This window comes from Lysinibacillus sp. GbtcB16 (assembly GCF_019091145.1).
GTDB classification, from domain to species: Bacteria; Bacillota; Bacilli; order Bacillales_A; family Planococcaceae; genus Lysinibacillus; species Lysinibacillus fusiformis.
Genome location: NZ_JAGXJV010000013.1, coordinates 17,795 through 35,930 on the forward strand (window position 1 = coordinate 17,795; position 18,136 = coordinate 35,930).

Consider the following 18,136-nt stretch of genomic DNA (forward strand, 5'->3'; position numbering starts at 1 on the left):
TTCAATGTAACATATTATTCCATCTTATTCAAATGAATATTTGAATGTTGTGATTTATATCCTAGTAAAAAAAATTAACGTACTTTAATAAGTACGCTAATCATTTTTGTTACTTCGCTTTTAATTTTAATGTTTTACCTTTAATATCTTCCTGTTTTACAAAAGTTCGATGATAATCACCATTTGCCCAATCAAGTACCTGATCTTGATACCAATCAGACTTTACATGACCACTTTGACCAGGTCCAACAATATGATAGCCAGAAGATAAATCACCCACATCCACAACAAAACGCCAAGAAGCACCATGATCCACATTACCAGCAAGATCATTATCAGCTGCCTGTACCGTCACTTTGGATCCTCCAATTGGAACCTTTTTAGCATTAAAATAGGCAGCTAAAATTGGAGAAGCACTACCTAACGTATGATCAAAAGTGAGCTGGTGGAAATCTCCCCATTGCCACTTGGATGCATTTTTACCAAATTGATCTTCTAATTGTGCAATGGTAAGCTCAAGTGCCTTGTAAACTGTTGCATCAACTCCACCTTGCTCCTCTATCCAAATACTCTTGCCCTCTGCATAGGCAGTGCGTAAAAGCTGGTCTGTAATATTAAATTTACCATGCATGATGTCATACATATCTGCAGGCATTTGATCTTTAAACAATACTTCCTGTAATTTGGTCATAAGCGTATGGAATACGAGTGGTGCGCTTGATTCCTTAGCATCCACCATATCCCATTTCTCCAGCATGGCAATAATCTCTGTGTACGTACCATCCTGATCTTGCGCTTTCATAGATGTTAATAAACTAGGAAGAAATTCCCTTGCATAGAGATTATGTTGATCCATTTGCAAGTTCATCATATCTTCTACCGTTATCGAATCGTTCGCCTCAAGCACTTCTTTAATTCGTTCAAAACGGTAAGGCTGAGCCCAGAAATCTGTAATGTGATAAGGATATTCCTCTCCTACGACTTGATTATTGGCTGTAGCAATAAAGCCTTCCTCTGGATTCACTACTGTTGGCAGCTCATCCCATGGAATAAAACCATCCCAACCATAGTCACTAGAATCACCTGGAACTGGCAATTGACCATCACCTTGCTTACGAATAGGAATTTGACCATTTGCTTTATAAGCAATGGTGCCATCCTTTGAGGCAAAAACGAAGTTCTGCGCAGGTGCCTTAAAGTCTTCTAAAGCTTTTTCAAAGTCATCCCAAGATTCAGCCTTATTAAAACCAATTACTGCACGTAATTCTGCAGTTGATTGAAGTGCTGTCCACTGCATTGAAAATTGTGCAGTTGGCTTGGTATCTTTGAATGCTAGATCCGTCATAATCGGACCATGGCGAGTCACCACCACATCAAAATCTACAGTTTCTCCGTCCTTCACCTTAATAGATTCATCACGTACCTCAGCTTGCTCCCATTTTCCATCGTAGCGGTATTGTGTTGGATTATCGGGATTAGGTATTTCAATATATAAATCCTGCACATCCGGGCCAACATTCGTCACACCCCATGCTATATCCTCATTATGACCCAAAATAATACCTGGAATTCCTGCAAAAATAACACCACTAACATTTTGTTGTGGAGATTGCAGATGCATCTGATACCAAATGGATGGAGTACTCAACCCTAGGTGAGGATCGTCCGCCAAAATAGGTGTACCTGATTTAGTTTTATCACCAGAAACAACCCAGTTATTACTGCCGTTAAATTCATTAGGCAGTAGATCTGCATTAAATTGTCCTGCTACCGCTACAGGGTTTTTAATATTTGCCTCAATAATAGATGAAGCATTTTCAGGGTATTTAATAAATAATTCTTTGGCCTTTTCTTCATCAAAATTTTGTAAAGCCCAGTGACGGAAGGCAAGTGTATTCCAATTCCCTCCCAAATCATATGCCATATACTTCCCAATCGTTAAAGAATCCACGACTGTCCATTCCTCTGGCTCGTAGCCCAATAATGAAAATTCATAGCTTAAAGTTTTATTTTCCTTAGCTTGCGCAATAAATGCATTTACCCCTTCTGCATACCACTCTAGTACTTGCTTGCTTTCCTCATCATAGGCTGCGAGCGATTTCTCAGCGGCATCGCGTAAGCTAAATGTACGAAAGTGTTTGTCCGTATTTATTGTTGCTTCCCCAATAATTTCTGATAATCGACCACTCGCCTGTCTTCGTGCTAAATCCATTTGAAATAATCGATCTTGTGCTTGAACATAACCTTGCGCACGATATAAATCCGCATCTGTCTTTGCAAAAATATGAGGAACCCCTTTGTCGTCCCTTGTAACCGACACATCCTGCTCTAAAATATGGACAGCTAATTCGCCATCAATTATCGGCTTAGATTTATTCATAAACCATGTAAATCCGGTAAAAGCTACGATAGCTAAAGTCGCTACGATCCCAGCAAGGACGATGAGCCACTTTCTCCATTTGAACTTTCTCTTTTCCATCTCATTACCCCCTCTGTGCACTATATTCCTTCCTACCTCTTAAAATCCTTAAAACAAGGTTCAAAAGATTGTCGATAGCGAATATTTGTGTGTTATGTAAGTAAATCAATCTTTAAATACAAAATTTTGTCGCCATTCGCTATTAGACTAGTATAAACAATTGGCTATATGAAGGTACAGAGCATTGTTAAAAAACGTATTTCATAGATACATGGCTTTCCTTTCATTAGCCTCCTTTTTTATTCATTCTATTATTATTGCAAAGACAAAAAAATCGTATTTCCAAATAGAAAATACGATTTTTAATGCTAGACATGTAGTTGTAATTCAATAGGACAATGATCGCTGCCCATAATGTGTGGGTGAATAGTCGCTTGATCTATTTGATTTTTTAATTGCTCCGACACAATAAAGTAGTCGATGCGCCAACCAATATTTCGTTCACGTACTTTATTCATATAGGACCACCATGTAAAATGGTCAGTTTCATTAGGATGCTTGTATCTGAAAGAATCTACAAAACCACTGGCTAAAAGCTCCGAAAATTTAGCACGCTCCTCAAATGTAAATCCGGAATTCCCCACATTCGATTTCGCATTTTTCAAATCTATTTCAGTGTGTGCAACATTTAAGTCGCCACAATAGACAACAGGCTTCTTACTATTCAGGTCTTGTAAATAGCCAGCTAAACGATCTTCCCATGTTAATCGAAGTGGTAATCTCGCTAAATCTCGCTGTGCATTGGGGGTATAGACATTTACTAAATAGAAATTTTGATATTCTAAAGTAATGATTCTACCCTCATCCTGAGAATCTTCATCGCCAACTCCATACTTAACAGATGATGGTGTATGCTTTGTAAATATAGCTGTCCCCGAGTAGCCCTTCTTTTGAGCATAGTTCCAATATTGCTCATAATCATCTAGTGCAAGCTCTACTTGTCCAGCCTGACATTTCGTTTCTTGGATACAAAAAAAATCTGCCTCTATTTGATGAAAGAAGTCTAGAAAGCCTTTCCCTAGGCAAGCTCTAATGCCATTAACATTCCATGATATAACTTTCATCTCATACTCACTCCTTAAAAAAACGCCCTTCGACTCAAGCGAAGAGCGTCACATTACAGATCATCACCAACAATTTTAACTTCTGTTTCTAATTCAATACCGAATTTTTCTTTCACAATCCGCTGTACCATTTGAATAGTCGCAATATAATCAGAAGCAGTAGCATTTCCTTTATTGACAATAAAACCTGCGTGCTTCGTAGAAACCTCTGCACCGCCTACTCCTTTGCCCTGCAAGCCACTATCTTGAATAAGCTTCCCTGCAAAATGACCTGGTGGGCGTTTAAAAACACTTCCCGCAGATGGATATTCTAATGGTTGCTTAGATTCTCGCTGAAAGGTTAAGTCAGCAATCTTCGCATCAATTTCCCCTTGTTCGCCAGATGCTAATTGGAACTCAGAGGATAACACGTAATAGCCTTTCTTCGCAATAACGCTTTTACGATAACCAAGCTCAAGCTCATCCTTTGACAAGGTTAAAATTTCTCCCTCTTTTGTTAACACCTTAGATGAAATAATGATATCTTTAATCTCACCGCCATAAGCACCTGCGTTCATAGCCATTGCCCCACCAATTGACCCAGGGATACCACAGGCAAACTCGAAGCCTGTTAAAGATGCTTTGGCAGATAGTTTCGACACATCTTTAATTAGCGCACCACTTTGAGCATAAACATGTTCACCATTAATACGAATCTCATCTAAATTTGAAAATGTTACAACGATTCCTCTATGACCACCATCACGAACAACCATATTAGATCCGTTACCTAACATTAATAAAGGAATATTATTTATATATGCATAGTGAATTACAAATGCTGCTTCTTCTTCTGTATCAGGAAGAACAAAAACATCTGCTTTGCCACCTAATTTTGTCATTGTATATTGTTGTAATGATTCATCTAACTTAATATTGGCAGGATTAATGCTCTTCGCTAAATCCTTTGCCCATTGTTGTTTTGTCATGAGAGCTAATTCCTTTCTAACGTCCTTCTTACTCTACACCAGTATGGATTTAGAACCCCAATTTGACAAGTAAAATGAAGGGTATTTTTATCTCATATAAAAAGACAGGTAAGTCCTGTGCAGAGATGATGAATATTATAAAGAAAATTGACAGTCATTCCAAGTGTCGTTTTTGGCACAATACTACCTAAAGAACAAGCCATTCACTTTAAAGCCAGCTACTTGCCCATGTTTCAATATTACGGATAGCACCTTCTAGTGCTTGCCCTTTATCCGTTAATGAATATTCAACTCGTACTGGGACTTCAGAATACACTTTACGTTCAACAAGTCCTTCTTTTTCCAGTTCCTTTAAACGTTCTGATAATAAACGGCCACTAACAGGTAATGCAGACTCTATTTCATTAAAACGCTGTGGTCCATCTAATAATTGATATAATATTAAACCCGTCCATCGTTTTCCGATTAAATCCATTGCTTTAGCTAAACGAGGACATAAAGTTGTCTCATTCATAATTCTTCACCTCTATGTAACTATTGTAACGATTATTGCAGGAAATGTAAATTTAGAGTAACTTATTTACATAAAATAATTAATATACTTTTATATACTTAATTACAAAAAGTAACTTTAGTTTTCAGTTTTTTTCAATTAGGGTGGAACCTTCCATCGTTAAACCGTCCGTCCTCCTAATAATACAATGCCCTAGATAACAGTAATATGACTAACTATTTATTTAAAGTCTTGTAAATGTTCACAGTTTACACTTTTATTAGTGATGATCCATTCCTATTTATGAAAAACCCATTGAATATGGTATTTGTTTCCTTTATTATTCGTTGTAGAATGCTGTTTTAGGGGGTTTTTAAATGAAAAAATACACTATTGATATCAGTCATTCCACACTTAGTTTTTCTGTACGACATATGATGATATCTAAAATTCACGGTACTTTCGAATCGTACAACGCTGAAATTGCTGCAGCCAATATTGAGCATATGCAGGATGCAAGTATCTCTATTACCATTGACGTGGCTAGTGTCTCCACAAAAAATCATGACCGTGATGTACACCTTGTGTCTCCAGATTTTTTTGATGCAGACGTCTATCCAAAAATAGTTTTCACCTCTACATATATTGATAAACAAAATGATAAAACTTTTTTGATACATGGGGATTTAACAATTAAAAACATAACAAAGCCTATCTTATTTACAACAGTATATACAGGAAACGGTGTTAATCCTTGGGCAGAAGAAGTACATGGTTTTCAGGCAAAGACACAAATTGATCGCCGTGATTTTAATTTAGTCTATAATACAATTCTTGAAACAGGTGGCGTATTAATCAATGATGAGATTGACATTGTGGTAGACGTCGAGTTAAGCCCCCTTTAGTTTTTGATTTACTATAAGGAAAGAGGGAACTTTACATGCTATGGTTTGATAACGGAATTACATTTGAATCGAGCTTTATTACAATCGTCTTTTTTATTGTTTTTGGTAGCATCGCCTTCAGCCTTATTAAAGCTATTGTCACTTGGTCTATTAATAACCAATCACAAACCTTAACTGTACCCGCTAAGGTTGTGTCAAAACGTACAAATATTCGTGGAGGCACTAATAATTCTGCGGCATATACTTCCTATTTCATCACGTTTGAAGAACGACATGGGGAGCGTCAGGAATTTAAAGTGAAAGGTCGCGATTTTGGACAGTTAGTGGAGGGTGACATTGGTTTTTTAACGTTTCAGGGCACACGCTTTCATACTTTCGAAAGACAAAAAAGGGAGAGTAGCGATTAAATCGTACTCTCCCTTTTAGTTTTATTTAATTAAATACTTTGCAAATCCTGCCTCTGTATCTTCTAAATATTCAATGTTGCTATCTGTTGAGATAAATTTTTGTGCATCTTTCGCAGATAGATAAACAACTTTCGTCTTGGCTGGGAATGGTACAAATGACCAGTTATTATCCGCAGCTGGGTTAATTGTTTTATTTGCCATAATATAATCAACTACAGCTTGACGATTTTCATATGCATAGTTAGTTATATTCGAACCGTCCGTATTTTTAAATGTCGCTCCATACGAACCACCAACACGATAATTATTTGTAATGATAATGAATTCTTGTTTTAAATCAATTGGTTTACCATTATACTGTACATTTTTAATACGGTTCGCCTTTTCATCAACAAGATTACCACGTCGGTCATATTTAGATGGAGATGTCACATCAATTTGATAGGTTAAACCATCTAACACGTCAAAATTATAAGAGCGTGCTTCTGAATCAATAATATTTTGCTCTTCTGTCTTATTCGGATCAATTGTTGCAAAAATACCTGCAGCCATCTCTAACCACTCGACGGCTTGTGCACCTGTAACTTTAATTGTTGCTACAGTATTATCGTAATGATAAATGTCCGCCATATTTTTGATGGCAAGTGGACCAACTGGAATGTTTGTATAATCTAATGGATTATTTCGTGAACCGGCTTTAAAAGGCGCCCCAGCAGAAAGAATCGGCGTTTTTTCATCAGCCGTTCCCTTTAATTCCTGTTCAATAAACCATTTTTGTGCTTGTGTGACGATTTGAATAGAAGGATCATCTTGCACCATTGAGAAATAACTATGGATTGGCGCAGTTGTTTCACCAACAGGCTGGCGAATATAAGTTAAAGTGCCTTCATGTGCTTGTTTCACAGCTTTTAATACCGTAGTGGATGGTTGTAAACCTTCTTGCTTGATTGATTGCAATGACCCACTACCATCTACTACAACCCACTCTGATCCTTGTTGTTCTAGTTTTAGATCAATGATACCAAGATGGCTACCATAGCTACCTGCCATAACTGTTGGAACACCGTGAATCGTTCCCTTTTCTTGATCTACATCTTTCAAATCTTTGTAGTCACCTGGGAATGTTAAGTGAGAGTGCCCTGTAATCAAAGCATCGATTCCGTCAATTCCAGCTAGTTGATAGCCAACATTCTCAGCGCCTTCCACGTAAGTGTCCTCACCAATACCAGAATGGGAAAGAACAACAATTACGTCTGCTCCAGCCTTCTGCATTTCAGGAACTACTTCTTTTATTGCTTCAACAGGTTCTTGCATGTCAACTTTACCAGCTAAATGAATGGCATCCCATTCAACAATTTTTGTTGGTACAATCCCTGTCACACCAACTTTCAGTGTATGTTTCCTACCAGTGCTATCCACTACTTCTTTATCAAGAATAACATAAGGTGTAAACATACGTTTTTTTGTTTTAGCATCGTAAGTATTAGCATTTACGACTGGATATTTAGCATCATTTAAAACTTCATTTAAGAAATCAAGACCATAGTTGAATTCATGGTTTCCTAAAGTTCCACCATCATATTTTAAAGCGTTAAGTGCCGCAATAGCCGGATGTACTTCCCCTGGCTTTAATACACTTTCTAATGCTTTATAAGAGCCAAGTGGCGTACCTTGAATTAAATCTCCATTATCGAATAGTAGTGTGTTGGGGTTTTTAGCACGAGCTTGTTCAATTAATGTAGCTGTATTAGCTAAACCAACCTCAGATGATGGAGCATCTAAATAGTAATTATAATTTGCTAAATTTGTATGAATATCTGTAGTTCCTAAAATTTGAAGATCTACTGACACTCCATTAGATGGTGCCTTGTATTCTGCTACAAAACGCTCTACAATACTTTCCATTTGCTCATGTGTTACATAGTCAAGAGGACGGATAGTATTATCCTCATACGCTTGAAGAATATTAGCTGCAACAGCATTAGCTAAATCTTGTTTATAAGCTTTAGCAATTTGATCAGCATCCTTAAATTGGTCTAAGACCGCCAGGGAAGCGTTTTCACTAACAAGTCCACGAGCAGATATAACAAACGCTTGTTGACGTGTTAATTTATCGTTTGGACCAAATGTAGTTGCTGTTTTTCCTTTTATAAGTTTTAACTGTACAGCCTTTTCTACATATGGTGCTAAATCCTTAGAGACATCCGTAAAAGTAAGGGAAGATCCATCACCTAATTCGACATCTAAGCTTTCTACTAATTCTTTTACATAATCAGCGCGTGTAACTTCATTGGAAGCAGCATTAGCAGTGAATCCAAATGGTATCAACGCGGATAAAACTAGTAGCATGGCTAAAAATTTAGTTATTAATTTCTTGTTCATACAACAACCTCCTTATTCATCTAGTATTTTCCTACAGATACTATTATATTAAACTAACTCTATTTTTTACTGAATAATTAGTCCTAATTATATGTATTTTTAAAAGAATGGGTTATCACTTTCCTATAAAATCACATTTTTCTATCATTTTTATTTTTATACCACCAATAGAATGTTAGTAAATGTAAATTCCAAATAAATAGTTAATACCAATATATCCGACTTCTACACCACACCATACCTCTGCTCACAAAATAAAAAAAGACCTCTCAAATTCGAGAGGTCTTTTATTAAAAAAATTTTTTTACGCGTTTACTGTTTGAAGTGATTGAGCTACTTTTTTCACTTCTTCTAGGCCATTTGCAATAATTTCTTGTGCTTTATCAGGTGATGCATTGTGACCTTCAATAATTACTTCTTCGATAATTTCCATACCGAACACGCCGCCCGCTACATTTTTAATGTAGTTTACTGACATTTCCATCGGCTGTGTTTCTGGTAGTGAGTAGTAACCACCACGAGCATTTAAAATAATCGCTTTTTTATCCGTCATTAAGCTAACCATTTGGCCATCTTCACCATATTTGAATGTGAAACCTGCTTGGTACACATAGTCAATAAATGTTTGTAAAGGTGCTGGAATAGTTAAGTTCCAAAGTGGGAAAGCAAATACTACTAAATCAGCTGCTGTTAATGCATCCATCGCTTTTTGTTTAGCAGCTAAAAGACGTGATTCGATGTCTGTTAACTCTCCACCATTTTGTACTTTACCAAATGCATTGAAAAGGTCTTGCCCAAAATATGGCATATCTTCTGCAAATACGTCAAAAGTTGTAACGTTTACACCTTGTACGTTTTCCATAAAAGTATCGTACATTTTTGTTGAAATACCGTCTGGACGGTTGTTTGCTTTTACTACTAAAACGTTCATTATATAAAATCTCCCTTATATCTCATAGTCTATTATCTCGAATTCAAGATATAAACTTATCTTAAAAAAATTCTTCTAAAAAGTCAACGATACTTACCTCAGACTTTTGACTGAAATATTAGATAAAACTTTTCACTAAAACGAATAAAAGAGGCTTGTTTGTCAAGCCCCTCCGTAGTTAGAGTAATTTTAGCACTATAATTTACAGTTATCATCTGTACAAACACCAGCGTCACCCGTGCCAGCCATTTTTAGACCAGGTTGTAAGCCCTCTTCCTCAGCCACTTTACGTAGTGTATCTTCGAATACTTCTTGTGGCTGGGCACCAGAAATACCATATTTACGGTTTAAGACAAAGAATGGGACCCCACGAACTCCAAGCTGCAATCCTTCTTGAATATCTGCTTCTACCTCATTTTTAAATTCATCCACAGCAAGAACTTTTGCCACTTCCTCGCGTTGCAATCCTACCTGTTCGGCTATATCTAATAATACAGCCTCTTGTCCAATACGTTTTCCTTCAATAAAATGACTGTGCAGTAGAGCTTCAACTAATGCTGTAACATCTCCCTGCTGCTCAGCCCATTTAACAAGTCGATGTGCCTTTAACGTATTCTCTTCCATTAGATTGCTAAAGTCATAGTTTAAGCCTACTTCTTTCGCACGCTCAGTAACACCTAATGTCATTTCTTTGGCCTTTTCTAAAGACATACCATATTTCTTCGCTAATGATTCATAGACAGTAATATTCGAATCTACTGGGGTATTAGGATCAAGTTGATAGCTTTTATAAACAAGCTCCACTTGCCCACCAAAGCCAGTATCTTCAATCGCTTGCTCTAATTGTTTTTTACCAATATAACAAAATGGACATACATAGTCAGACCATATTTCAATTTTCATTACTCACACTCTCCTTTTGCTACATTGTAGCGATAGATTAAATCGCAAGGCAATTTTTATGCTTCATCGCATAAATTCTCCAGTACATCTACATACTGAACATAAAAACATTGTGAGGTTTATCTATGACTCAATCTCTTTGGCTCGCTACTTCCGAATCAGTCTCACTATCTTCACTTTCTTCATCTACAACTTGTGATGTATGTATAGTCGGAGGAGGATTAACTGGTCTTTATACAGCCTATGTCTTGGCAAAAGCAGGTGTTGATGTACTTTTACTTGAGGCGAATACCCATTTTGGTCACGGTACTACAGGACATTCCACGGGTAAACTAACTGCCCAGCATAGTATCGTTTATGCTAACCTTTTAGAGAAACTATCCGTTGATGAGGCACAGCTCTATTACCAACTCAATCAACAAGCCATTGAAAAAGTAACACAATTGTTTCCAAAAAGCAGTGTGAAGCAAGTAGATTCGCTATTGTATGCTCAAACAAAAGAAGGGTATGCGCAATTATTAAAAGAATGGAATGCTTATAAGGTGTTAAATATCCAATCAAAAATCACCACAGAAACAGAGCTTCCCTTCCCCATTACAAAGGCTTTATGCATGTCCCAGCAAGCTCAAATAAATCCTGTAGAGATAAGTAATTTTCTTGCCAAAGAAGCACAAGCGATGGGTGCCAAGCTTTATACAAATACCCGAGTTCAGCAATTAAACATAGCTCAAAATAACTTACATACCGAAAAGAATATGTCGGTTCAATATAAAAAACTTATTTTGTGCTCACATTATCCAATTGAAGCTTTCAAGGGGCTAAAGTTATTTAAACTGTCAAATAGTCGTTCTTACATGGTGGCTAGTAAAATTTCTGAAACGATGCAGGGGCAGTATCTATCCGTTGATTTCCCTTCTCGTTCCATTCGCACAGCTACAATTAACAACGAACATTTTTTAGTACTGGGTGGAGCGAATCACATCGCTGGGGAAACAGTCAATACAGAGCCGTACTATGATGCCATTGCAAATGAAATGAAAGAACATTTTGAGCAAGAGCCCATTTATCGATGGTCTGCTCAGGATATCGAAACTCCTGACATCGTTCCTTACGTAGGAAGAATTACAAACTCATTGCCAAACGTATTCATTGCTACCGGCTATAGAAAGTGGGGCATTTCTAATTCCTTTGTTGCCGGTGACATTTTATCCAGCCTAATCACGGGATCAAGAAGTGAGGATGGTGCCATCGCACTCTATTCACCATCACGTACAAAATTTGGTGCCCAGTTTATGCAAATGCTTAAAGTTGGCGGCTTTGTCGCAAAAGAATTTATTGCTGGGTATATGAGAAATGCCAGTGCTCCTACATGTACTCACTTGGGCTGTAAGACGAAATGGAATGAGGCTGATGAAACATGGGATTGTCCTTGCCATGGCTCCCGCTTCAATGCTCAAGGGGAAGTACTGGAAGGACCAGCCGTACAACCTTTGAAATTAGATTAAAAAGAAGGCTGTAGACAAACTGTCCACAAATTATGAGTTTGCTACAGTCTTTTTTACGATGAAATAAAGTAAAGCCGTTGATGTCCACTATGGTCGCACTTCGTTCCTATCCATTTTCTATATAAAAGACTCCCTTTTTATATGTTAATAAAAAGTAAAAAATCTATGCAAAGCGCAAAGAAAAAGGATGGTGTATGATGGACAACCTGTAAATGTCATAAAAACTGCCCATACAGCGATGCTTACTTGCTGTCATAGTAAAGAAACTGACTATCGGACGAGTAAATATCTTAAGAAGCATGTTGGATTCGACAGTAATTACCCAATATGGTACATGCAAAAAACATGACAAAAGCCACCGAAAGTGTGAACTTTTCGATGGCTATTATCTACAGTCTAAGTAGCTGTCTTGTTGTGTAAATTACTTTAGAGCTTCTGTTAATACTGGCACAATTTGCTTTTTACGAGAAACAACGCCTGGTAACACAACACGGTTGTTGATAAGCTCAGCACCGAATCCTTTTGCTGCAGCTTGTGCGACTTGTCCAATTGCTACAGCTGTAGAATCGTTATTTAGAATATCTGTTACAACGAAGAAGAATAAATCTAAACCATTCTCAGCAACATTTTTATTTAATAAAATCTCTAATTCCTCTTGTCGATTAAGTACATCATTAATATCCACAGCATTCACCTGTGCGACTACAGATTTGTACTCACCGAATTGAAACTCCTTAGCATCTAATGATAGTAGATCTTCTAAAGATTTATCAGATAGGTCTGCACCGGCTTTTAGCATAGCTAAACCATATTCTGCAACATCCACATTAGCAATTTTCGCTAGTTCTTCGCCAGCTTTTACATCTTGCTCCGTGCAAGTTGGTGATTTGAATAATAATGTATCTGAAACGATTGCTGATAGCATTAAACCAGCAATGTTCGCTGGTATATCTAAACTGTTTTCGTTAAAAATTTTCTTTAGAATTGTAGCCGTACAGCCTACTGGTTCTGCACGATAATATAGCGGATCAGCTGTTTGGAAGTTAGCGATGCGGTGGTGATCAATTACCTCAGCAATTTGCACTTCCTCAATACCATCAGCCGATTGCTGGAATTCATTGTGGTCTACTAGAATAACTTTGTCCGCTTCTCCAACTACAGATGAGATTAAACGTGGCGCTTCAAAGCCAAATTTATTTAAAGCAAACTGTGTTTCATTATTTACATCTCCAAGACGTACAGCCTCGGCTTCTTCTCCAATTTGTTGTTTTAAATAAGCATATACAATTGCAGATGTGATAGTGTCTGTATCTGGGTTTTTATGTCCAAAAACTAATACTTTACTCATTGAATTTATTCCTCCTAAAATGACCTTACATTTATCTTTTATTTTATCATATCTTATGGACTAACAAATGAAAAATTGAAACATTAAGCAAACTATGCTCATTCATTTAATATACAATAATAATTCCCCACTCCCAATAACCAACTATACAAATACGGATAAAGTATAATGAACCTTCAAACTGTCACATACGTATATTTGTGCACCCATACCCTTTGTTTTCATTATCTTTTTTTACCATCCTATTTTTAACATTCAATAGTAAAAGCGCATATTTTTCTAATATTAATTATTTTACATAGATATTTAGTTGGATTTTCATATTTATGTAAGCATAATTTTATGCTATTATCAGATAGTCTATATTTTTGGATATTCAGGAAATGGGGATTACGATGACAAAGAAGATGGAAAAAAAGTACATTCCTTTAGCAAATTATTTTGAAGTAGCTTTACAACAAGAAATCACTTTATCCTTTAGTGAATTAGAAAACATTATGGGACAAGCCTTACCGAATGCCGCCTACTTAAATAAGAGCTGGTGGAAAAAAACAAAGCCCCCTCTATCACACTATTTGTCATGGACAAATGCAGGCTACCATGTCATTGATGTTAGACTAGGTACTAGTATAACGTTCTCATGCACGCAAACTAAGACAACTGTAAACAATCTTTCAAAAAATGAAGAGTACCCTTCTGCATACATAATTCGAGGGATTGAAGCATCGGATGCTAGATCGTTTATTCTTTTACAGGAAGAAATTTTTCAACAAACCGACTTCATGTATAATGTTCAAAATGAAGTAGATCTAACTGTCCAACAACTTCGTAAAAATTTAGCCTATTGGAAACAACTAAAAAATCGCACTATATTACTTTGCGTATTAAATGGTATTTTTGCAGGCTATGCAGTTGTACATGGGTATAAACAAACGAAAGCTAAACATGTTGCCTCTGTTCGCTTAGCTGTGAAGGAAGAGTACCAACAAAAAGGCATTGGCTCTGCGCTAATGAAGGCTGTAGAAAGTTGGTCAAAACAGCGTGATATATCCAGATTAGAATTATCAGTTATGGAACATAATAATGTTGCTTTACATCTTTTTACGAAAATAGGATTTAAACAAGAAGGCATCCGACAAAATGCTATTAAATTAAATGATACTTACATTAACGAGTATAACTTAAGTAAAATTTTATAAATCACTTTGCCTAGATGTCTAAAGCATATTTGGACATCTTTTTATATATTTAGACTATAAAAAATGCATAGAAAAGTAATATAACACTTTTCTATGCATAACATTAAAATACCTGTTTCTCTCTAGCAGCATCCAGAAATAATATATTACTATCTACTTGCTCATAGGATTTTTGATATTTTTCATAATGCCCTTTATCTTGGCTAATCATTTCCTCCAATAAAGCATGTAAGAAAGAAAATAAAACGGGCACTATATCTAGCGAGGAATGCTTGTTTGTTCCAAGCGCAAACAAAATATTAGCATATTCACGAACGGGTGAAAATGCAGTTCCAGTAATAGCAATAATTTTTACTTTCTTCATCCTTGCAATTTCAACAATCGTTTGAATATCCTTTAATTGTTTATCAAATGATAAAACAATTAATGTTGTACGCTCTCCCATGCTATTAATTTGATTCAATATTTCATCGGAATCTATACGAAGCTGCTTAATATTAGAACGTAGTGTTTTTAATGTGTTGGATAACCAATTTGCTACAGATGCTGCCTGACGAGTACCTAGAATATAGATATTATCTGCTTCATGCATCCATTTTGAACTTTTTTGAATCTGTTGATCGCTAATTAATTGAATTGTTTCCTGAATATTTTGACTATCTCGCTGCATTACCTTGCCAAAACGAGAATTAGTTTGCTTTTTACCCGTATAGGTAGATTGTAGATTTGTTCCTACATCTTGGGACATGACATAACTTCTTATTTCTTCTTGCAGTTCCACATATCCCGATAAATCCATGGCATAGCAAAAGCGAATAACCGTTGATTCACTTACATTAGCCAGTCTGCCTACTTCTGCCGCTCCATTAGCAATCACTGTATTGGGATTATCCATTACAAATTGAGCTACTTTACGCTGCCCCTTTGACAGTCTTACAAACCTTTTCTTTATATCCTCATGAATACACATTCCTAACAACCTTTCTTTCAATGACCTTATCACGAATGGGAGATTGTTTCCTACTTACTCAAAATTCGATTAAAAATACAGTATCATGATTGCAATTTGAATACAATGACTTTTCTGAAAAATCTTCAGCGCATTAACCTGCTAATATGTCGACTTTTTGTACTTTTCTATGTTGATTTGTTATTTTACCAAATTTATTGGTTCGGGTGAATAAAAATCAATAATTCCTAATTTTTATGTAATACACTAGCGAATAAAGACAAAAATGTCCTGGATTGATTACTCTTATCCAGGACATTGTTTAGTTATTATTCTAATTCTAGCTGCTTGGTTTCCTTCCCTAGGAAAATGACACCAATAACACCTATAATAATGGCTCCACAGAAAATGGCAAAAATGAAGCCTATATCATAACCAGCTGTTAATAAAGAACCAACTAGTAGCGGTCCGAAAATACCACCAATTCGGCCAGCAGCTGCTGCCATCCCTGCACCAGTACCTCGAATAATGGAAGGGTATTGCTCAGGTGTATAAGCATATAAAGCCCCCCATGCTCCTAAGTTAAAGAATGATAAAAACATTCCTGACAATAACAGTACTACAAGTGTTTCAGCATTCCCGAAAATGAAAGCACTCACTGCAGTACCAATTAGATAGGAAACAAGCACAAATTTCCGTCCAAACTTTTCAATAAACCAGGCTGCAGTAAAATAACCTGGCAATTGAGCTAATGTCATAATGAGAACATATTTAAAGCTCGTAATCATATCAAAGCCCTTACCAACCATGACACTTGGAAGCCATAAGAACATACCGTAATAAGAAAATACAACTGTAAACCAAAGCACCCAAAGCATCAATGTAGAACGTGCATATTTTTTTGACCAAACTTCTTTTATATTTTGAAGGATGCTACGTGATTTGGCCTCTTGCTTCACCGTAAACTGCGGTGAATCTGGGAGATGCCATCTAAGATAAATAGCATAAAATGCAGGGAGAGCTGTTAAGATGAGCGCTACTCGCCATCCCCATGTTGGAATAACAAAATAGGATATCAATGCGGCAATTAGCCATCCAGCTGCCCAAAAGCTTTCCAATAAAACAACTACGCGTCCTCTTTCTTTTGCTGCCACGCTTTCAGATACTAGCGTTGATGCTACAGGTAGTTCACCGCCCAGACCCATTCCTACTAAAAAACGTAGCATTAAAAATGCCGTCAGTGTAGTCGTAAAAGCAGATAGACCACTGGCAATGGAAAATAGGACAAGTGTCCACATAAAAATTTGCTTTCTCCCTATTTTGTCTGCAAAAACACCGAATACAAGGGCTCCAACAGCCATTCCAATTGAGTTTATACTACCAATCCAGCCAGATTGACTTGGTGTCAGTCCCCAATCTGCTGCCAATGCTGCAATGACAAACGATAATATTCCAACATCCATTGCATCAAAAAGCCACCCAATCCCTGCAACGCCCAATAGTCTATTTCTAGAAATAGTTTGCTTAGATTTATTTGTTCCTACAGTATTTGTCGCCATTTTAACCACCTGTCTTTACACTTGACTTTACATTACAAGATTACTATACAGTTGTTTCAAGAAAGTGACAAGCAAAATTCAAATTACCGAATTGTTTCGACAATTTATGAAATGCTATTGAAATAATAGTGTGATTTGCGTTAAAATGTCTTTTATACAAATACAACTGTTCTTTCTATAAGAACAAAAGGAGATCGTATCTTTATGTGGAAAGGCCTTATTGATGAATATAAACAATTTTTACCTGTAACAGAAAATACACCCGCATTAACTTTAAACGAAGGCAATACGCCTCTTATACATTTAGTGAATTTATCCAAGAAACTAGGCATTGAGCTTTACGGTAAAATTGAGGGTGCAAACCCAACTGGCTCATTTAAAGACCGTGGTATGGTGTTTGCTGTAGCTAAAGCTATTGAAGATGGTAGTAAGTGTGTGATTTGTGCCTCTACAGGAAATACATCTGCTGCTGCAGCGGCTTATGCTACAAGAGCTGGTATTCAATCCATCGTTGTAATTCCTAAAGGAAAAGTTGCCCTTGGTAAGCTTGCACAAGCAACTATGTATGGTGCAAAAATCATTGAGATTGATGGTAATTTTGATGATGCTTTAAGTATTGTTCGCCAAGTAAGTGAAACAACTCCTGTCGCACTTGTAAACTCTGTCAATCCATACCGCATTGAAGGTCAAAAAACTGCATCATTCGAAATTGTAGATGCCTTAGGCTCTGCTCCTGATTATCTATGCATCCCGGTTGGTAATGCAGGGAATATTACTGCTTACTGGAAAGGCTTTAAAGAATATCATGCTGCAAAAGATTCTGGCCTACCAAAGATGTATGGCTTTGAAGCAGAAGGTGCAGCAGCAATCGTCAAAGGAGAGCCTATTGCAAATCCGGAGACAGTTGCCACTGCTATTCGAATTGGTAACCCAGCTAGCTGGAAATTGGCAGAAGCAGCTCGAGATGAATCTGGGGGTATTATTGATTCCGTAACAGATCAAGAAATTATTGCTGCTTATCAATTAATCGCCAATACAGAAGGC

Annotated in this window: 15 protein-coding genes; 5 read left to right on the forward strand and 10 right to left on the reverse strand. The window is 36.8% G+C overall.

Going from position 1 to position 18,136, the window contains the following annotated elements; genetic code table 11:
- Window positions 1–109: 109 nt before the first annotated feature.
- The 4 genes from KVT27_RS21695 to KVT27_RS21710 form a co-directional block, all read right to left on the reverse strand.
- Complete coding sequence (locus KVT27_RS21695) at window positions 110–2,479, reverse strand: penicillin acylase family protein (RefSeq protein ID WP_217581917.1); 2,370 nt, start codon at window positions 2,477–2,479, stop codon at window positions 110–112.
- A gap of 308 nt (window positions 2,480–2,787) precedes the next feature.
- Window positions 2,788–3,543, reverse strand: coding sequence for an exodeoxyribonuclease III (locus KVT27_RS21700; protein WP_217581918.1), 756 nt, complete (start codon window positions 3,541–3,543; stop codon window positions 2,788–2,790).
- 53 nt (window positions 3,544–3,596) lie between these two features.
- The gene (murB, locus tag KVT27_RS21705; RefSeq protein ID WP_036121089.1) at window positions 3,597–4,511 is read right to left on the reverse strand and encodes a UDP-N-acetylmuramate dehydrogenase; all 915 of its coding nucleotides are present in this window, start codon (window positions 4,509–4,511) and stop codon (window positions 3,597–3,599) included.
- Between the two features lie 208 nt (window positions 4,512–4,719).
- The gene (locus KVT27_RS21710) at window positions 4,720–5,025 is read right to left on the reverse strand and encodes a winged helix-turn-helix transcriptional regulator (protein WP_004231981.1); all 306 of its coding nucleotides are present in this window, start codon (window positions 5,023–5,025) and stop codon (window positions 4,720–4,722) included.
- 356 nt (window positions 5,026–5,381) lie between these two features.
- Between KVT27_RS21710 and KVT27_RS21715 the strand changes: the two genes are divergently transcribed.
- Window positions 5,382–5,909 (forward strand): YceI family protein, encoded by a 528-nt coding sequence (locus KVT27_RS21715; protein ID WP_217581919.1) that lies wholly within the window; start codon window positions 5,382–5,384, stop codon window positions 5,907–5,909.
- 35 nt (window positions 5,910–5,944) lie between these two features.
- Window positions 5,945–6,316 (forward strand): DUF2500 domain-containing protein, encoded by a 372-nt coding sequence (locus KVT27_RS21720; RefSeq protein ID WP_217581920.1) that lies wholly within the window; start codon window positions 5,945–5,947, stop codon window positions 6,314–6,316.
- A 21-nt stretch (window positions 6,317–6,337) separates the two neighbouring features.
- Here KVT27_RS21720 and KVT27_RS21725 read toward each other — a convergent pair whose 3' ends face one another.
- From KVT27_RS21725 to KVT27_RS21735, 3 genes are all read right to left on the reverse strand, one after another.
- On the reverse strand, window positions 6,338–8,698 hold the full coding sequence (locus tag KVT27_RS21725) for a bifunctional 2',3'-cyclic-nucleotide 2'-phosphodiesterase/3'-nucleotidase (protein WP_217581921.1): 2,361 nt from the start codon (window positions 8,696–8,698) through the stop codon (window positions 6,338–6,340).
- Window positions 8,699–9,002: 304 nt separating this feature from the next.
- A complete protein-coding gene (locus KVT27_RS21730; RefSeq protein ID WP_036121103.1) occupies window positions 9,003–9,629 on the reverse strand; it encodes an FMN-dependent NADH-azoreductase in 627 nt (208 codons plus the stop codon).
- A gap of 195 nt (window positions 9,630–9,824) precedes the next feature.
- Complete coding sequence (locus KVT27_RS21735) at window positions 9,825–10,532, reverse strand: DsbA family oxidoreductase (RefSeq protein ID WP_036121106.1); 708 nt, start codon at window positions 10,530–10,532, stop codon at window positions 9,825–9,827.
- 125 nt (window positions 10,533–10,657) lie between these two features.
- Between KVT27_RS21735 and KVT27_RS21740 the strand changes: the two genes are divergently transcribed.
- Window positions 10,658–12,037, forward strand: a complete 1,380-nt coding sequence (locus KVT27_RS21740; RefSeq protein WP_036121109.1) for an FAD-dependent oxidoreductase — start codon at window positions 10,658–10,660, stop codon at window positions 12,035–12,037.
- Window positions 12,038–12,458: 421 nt separating this feature from the next.
- Here KVT27_RS21740 and KVT27_RS21745 read toward each other — a convergent pair whose 3' ends face one another.
- Window positions 12,459–13,385 carry a manganese-dependent inorganic pyrophosphatase gene (locus KVT27_RS21745; RefSeq protein ID WP_208705053.1) on the reverse strand — a complete coding sequence of 309 codons (927 nt, stop codon included), beginning with the start codon at window positions 13,383–13,385 and terminating at the stop codon, window positions 12,459–12,461.
- A 395-nt stretch (window positions 13,386–13,780) separates the two neighbouring features.
- On the opposite strand from KVT27_RS21745, the gene KVT27_RS21750 reads away from it, so the two are divergent.
- Entirely contained in the window at window positions 13,781–14,584 is an 804-nt protein-coding gene (locus KVT27_RS21750) for a GNAT family N-acetyltransferase (protein WP_225316086.1), read from the forward strand.
- 103 nt (window positions 14,585–14,687) lie between these two features.
- Here KVT27_RS21750 and KVT27_RS21755 read toward each other — a convergent pair whose 3' ends face one another.
- Together KVT27_RS21755 and KVT27_RS21760 are read right to left on the reverse strand one after the other, a co-directional pair.
- Window positions 14,688–15,575: a MurR/RpiR family transcriptional regulator gene (locus tag KVT27_RS21755; RefSeq protein ID WP_254636234.1), complete on the reverse strand. Its 888-nt coding sequence runs from the start codon at window positions 15,573–15,575 to the stop codon at window positions 14,688–14,690.
- 287 nt (window positions 15,576–15,862) lie between these two features.
- A complete protein-coding gene (locus KVT27_RS21760) occupies window positions 15,863–17,092 on the reverse strand; it encodes an MFS transporter (RefSeq protein WP_036121121.1) in 1,230 nt (409 codons plus the stop codon).
- Between the two features lie 204 nt (window positions 17,093–17,296).
- Here KVT27_RS21760 and thrC point away from each other — a divergent pair.
- Window positions 17,297–18,136: threonine synthase (gene thrC, locus KVT27_RS21765; RefSeq protein ID WP_217581922.1), on the forward strand; the 840-nt coding region annotated here is incomplete at its 3' end.